The sequence below is a fragment of the Pseudoalteromonas sp. S16_S37 genome (assembly GCF_014694405.1).
Classification (GTDB): Bacteria; Pseudomonadota; Gammaproteobacteria; order Enterobacterales; family Alteromonadaceae; genus Pseudoalteromonas.
In genome coordinates, this window is sequence record NZ_JAAUWV010000297.1 from 1 (window position 1) to 230 (window position 230).

Here is a 230-nt window from a genome sequence, read left to right on the forward strand (position 1 = left end):
GAGCAATATTGCAAGCCTCTGTCGGAGTGGTGAATTGCGCGATGAGAGTACCTTTTGTTACAGATACTCATGTTTAGTGCTTTAACCACATCTGATGCTTTCATTTCATCACTTAATTCATAGCCCATTATTTTGCGTGAATAGGCATCTGTTGTTAGCGATAAATAATGAGTTCCTTCATCCGACTTCAAATAGGTAATGTCACTGACGAACACTTCCTCAGCTTTTGT

1 protein-coding gene is annotated in these 230 nt (G+C 39.6%); it reads right to left on the bottom strand.

All coding sequences use genetic code 11. The features are described 5' to 3' along the window. Positions 1 to 230, bottom strand: a 230-nt coding sequence (locus tag HC733_RS22950; RefSeq protein WP_190367238.1) for a DDE-type integrase/transposase/recombinase, incomplete at both ends; no start/stop codon positions are given.